Raw genomic sequence first — 3,578 nt, 5'->3', positions numbered from 1 at the left:
GGCCTCGACCTCCCCGACGACGTGCTCCGCCACATCTACTACCGCAACGCCCTCCGCATCATCCCCGGCCTCGACGCCTCGCTCTTTCCGGAGTGAGGGGTGCAAGGTTTTTAGCTATGGAATGGGTGCAGGTTTTGGGAACGGTGAGGACTAGGTGAGGTTTTATGTGGGTAGAGTCCGGATAATATCTGGGAAGGGGGGGCGTTTTTTGAAGATAACAGGGCTGTTGTTAACCTATATCTTATTCGGGCACGGGGCCTATAATCATAGCTTTGCCGATCTGAGTCTATGCCCACAACTCTTCAAAACGAACTGAAGAAGATTCCTGAACTGGAGCAGTCTGCGCTTCAGTTGGTGAATCTCGCTTATAGCCTTTTTCCTAACACAAGCTTGAAGAAGAAGGGCAGACGATGGGTATTTGACCCGAACTTCGTGACGTTTCAGGTTCAACACGCCCGTGCTCGCAACATTGCCATCACGCTCCGTGGAAACCCGGATGAGTTTCCTCATCACTCCGCCCCTAAGTTGAAGCCTGATCAGGCTGGCTACAGCATTTTCCGCTTCTCTGATCCGTCCCAACTCTCTGCAGCTTCCGATTATATCAAGCGAGCCGCCGAACTGTACAAATTGGGTCGCAATCGCAAGAGACTCTGAGGAGAGCATGGCCGATGACGTCACGTTCGAAGACATCATCTACGAACTCTACGTGCTGGAAAAGATTCAGCGCGGCATGAAAGACGCCGAGGAAGGCCGCGTCGTCTCGCATGAAGAAGCCCGGCAACGGCTGAGCCGATGGCTGAAGTAGTCTGGACGCTCGAAGCGCTCGATGACCTGGAGGCGATCGGGGCTTTCCACGCCCGGACTTCTCCCTCGTATGCGGCCTCGCTCGTGGAACGACTGTATGAGGCGGTAGCAGTACTTCAGGAACACCCGCGTTCCGGAAGGAAAGTACCGGAGATTGACCACGAACTGGTGCGAGAATTAATCGTGGCGCGACACCGAATCGTGTAACAGTTGATGCGGGATCGCATCGAGATCGTGGCTGTTTGCACAGCCGCCAGGATCTGGTCGAGAAGTTTCGGGAGCGAAGCGGAGAAGGATGAAGGGGGGGGACGGTGCCGCCTCTCCGTCTCCCTGGCCGGCGGGTCGGTGTTGGATAGCGCGCATGCAGCTGGAAAATGCTATCCAGCACGATCCTGCAAAAAAGAGGCTTGTTGTTGATTTTATCGGGGCATTTCTTGTTGTAATTTGTGGAAGAAGGGGGTAAGATAGAAAGCGTCTTGTTGGATAACCGGCGCACTGCTGGCAATGCATTTCAACAAGTTACGGAGAAACCGACCTTTGCACAATGCGAAAACGCCGACCATCGGTGCGTCTGCGTTGATACGCGGGTTATGTCGATTTGTACGTTGTGCTGTATCCTTTAATGTGACTTGCATCTAGGAGAACAAATCTTGAAACATTTTGATAGCCGTCCATACTCAATCGCCGACTTTATCGAGTGGCGCGACTCAGGGCTACTTAATCTATCTCCTGACTTTCAGCGTCGCGCAGTGTGGACTGAAAAAGCCAAATCATATCTCATCGATACTATTCTACGGCAGAAGCCTGTGCCAAAGCTAATTGTAGCTCAAGAGCTACAGGGCAACCGAAGTGTTAGGGTAGTTGTTGATGGACAACAGAGACTCCGAGCAATTTTTGGTTTTTTCGACGGCGACTTCAAAATATCGAAGGCTCATAATGAGGAGTTGGCAGGATATACCTATGAAAGTCTGCCTGCTGAACTTAGGAAGAGTTTTTTAAAATACGAATTAGCCGTAGATATTCTATTTGATCCTGAATACAAAGATCTGTTAGATATATTTGCAAGAATAAATACCTATACTGTCATTTTGAAGAAACAGGAAAAGCTTAATGCGGAATATGTAGGCTACTTTAAGCAGTATGCTTTTAGGTTAGGTATCAAGTACGTTGATTATTTATTGAATGCGAAAGTGATTACTAAAGCGCAGATAACAAGGATGGTAGAAGCCGAGCTAGCTGGCGACCTGCTCATGAATTTAGTCGGGGGCATACAGACTAATAAGAATATAGAAAATTATTACAAGAGATTTGAGGAGGAAGAGGGTGATTTGCCTAGGGCCTCTAGAGTTTTTGATGATACGATGTCTTGGATCGGAGCGATCTACCCGGGGGAAGAGATGTCCCTCACTAACTGGTCAAGGCAAGTTCTTTTCTACACTTTGTTCATTTCGATTGCACATCTGAATCACGGGGTTAAAGGTGCTGATCCGCAGCTTAGGGTGTCTTTAAAGCCTGCGCAAGTAGGCCGTCTAAGGATCAAGCTTGACGAACTCAGTGCAAAGTGGGAAGAGATAGGAAAAGATTGGGAGAAAGCACCCATCGATAATGCACTCAGGAAGTTTGTGAGCCTATCTCGAAGGGCGACTACGGATACAACTTCTCGTGTTGGACGGGTCAACTACTTGTCTTCTCAATTAAAACAGGCAGTTGAACAATGAGAATCCGGCGGAAGCTGTCGGCTCCTTTCCGTGAACTCGAGCAAGACATAGCTCGACTAAAGAGGACTGATGCTGAGAATCAGGCAAAGTATGTCCCAGGACCTGGACGGCCAGCGTCGGGAAGCTTGACCAAGACGCAGCTACACTTACTCACAGAAGCTTTATTTTTTAGGGGATTCCGAAGTTTTGAAAGTTTCATTCGAGACGTCTTCTTACTCTACTGTTTGGAAAAAAAACCTTCCGGCAGAAAGCATGTACGTTCATATCTCGCACCTAGTTCATTTCAGCAGGCAGAGGAACTTGTAAAAGGAGAAAGCCGCTTCCTTGATTGGGCAAGGCCCGATAGTGTTCTGTCCAGAGCTGAGCTCTACCTTCGGGATGGTTTCCCTATCAAAGAGGTTTATGCTCCGCGAATGGAGACTCTGCGGGATCTGAAACGATTAAGAAATCATATCGCGCATGATTCTCCTGAATCACGAACAGAATATCTCAAGGTCTTACGCAAACACTTCGGAGTCAACCCCCTTGTGGAGCCAGACCCAGGAGAGTTTTTGCTCATGACGGATAGAACTGACCCTTCGAGATACAAGCTGATCGTGTACCTGGACTTCATTCTTGACACGGCGCGAGCTTTGACATAGCGAAGAGCAGTATAATAACGCAATGCAGCCGACCGTGGGCGCGACAGTTTACACTTGCCTGAGCGGGTGCCTCCGTAGCTTGCCATTAGGTAGACTAACTGCAGGGCCTGAAATCCATAACTAGCTGCCGGTCGTCCAAACTTGAATTAGCGAGGGCCATATTGCGAACCAAAAGTAGTAATAGCCCAGCCTGCATTACTTCGGGCCTGAAACTCCTCTGTGGCGCACACGTTGTGGAAAAACACTCCGTCCACGCGTGCGTGTCATGTCTGAAACACCCATTTCCAAAGAAGCGCGCGAGCAGGCGCTGAAAGTTGCGCTGGTCGAAACCCTCTCGGAGCAGCAGGACCTCCTGCGTGCCCTCGTGGCCGACGTGCTCGAAGACCTCGTGCTGGGGGAGGCGATGCGTGAGGGC

General features: G+C 49.9%; 5 protein-coding genes. 3 read left to right on the top strand and 2 right to left on the bottom strand.

The annotated features are described in order from the left end of the window. Positions 1-264: 264 nt before the first annotated feature. On the bottom strand, positions 265-663 hold the full coding sequence (locus tag D6694_12130) for a hypothetical protein (GenBank protein ID RMH38620.1): 399 nt from the start codon (positions 661-663) through the stop codon (positions 265-267). Between the two features lie 129 nt (positions 664-792). Between D6694_12130 and D6694_12125 the strand changes: the two genes are divergently transcribed. Further along, on the top strand, positions 793-1,011 hold the full coding sequence (locus tag D6694_12125) for a type II toxin-antitoxin system RelE/ParE family toxin (GenBank protein RMH38619.1): 219 nt from the start codon (positions 793-795) through the stop codon (positions 1,009-1,011). A gap of 212 nt (positions 1,012-1,223) precedes the next feature. Here the strand turns inward: D6694_12125 and D6694_12120 are convergent, their stop codons facing one another. Next, a complete protein-coding gene (locus D6694_12120; GenBank protein ID RMH38618.1) occupies positions 1,224-1,439 on the bottom strand; it encodes a hypothetical protein in 216 nt (71 codons plus the stop codon). A 15-nt stretch (positions 1,440-1,454) separates the two neighbouring features. On the opposite strand from D6694_12120, the gene D6694_12115 reads away from it, so the two are divergent. Further along, the gene (locus tag D6694_12115) at positions 1,455-2,522 is read left to right on the top strand and encodes a DUF262 domain-containing protein (protein ID RMH38617.1); all 1,068 of its coding nucleotides are present in this window, start codon (positions 1,455-1,457) and stop codon (positions 2,520-2,522) included. Then, on the top strand, positions 2,519-3,163 hold the full coding sequence (locus D6694_12110; protein RMH38616.1) for a hypothetical protein: 645 nt from the start codon (positions 2,519-2,521) through the stop codon (positions 3,161-3,163). Before D6694_12115 ends, D6694_12110 begins: the two co-directional genes overlap by 4 nt. Positions 3,164-3,578 lie beyond the last annotated feature (415 nt).

It is taken from the genome of Gammaproteobacteria bacterium (assembly GCA_003696665.1).
In the GTDB taxonomy this organism is placed as follows: domain Bacteria; phylum Pseudomonadota; class Gammaproteobacteria; order Enterobacterales.
Note: the sequence above shows the minus strand (reverse complement) of the source record. Positions and strands in the feature narration are given on the sequence as shown.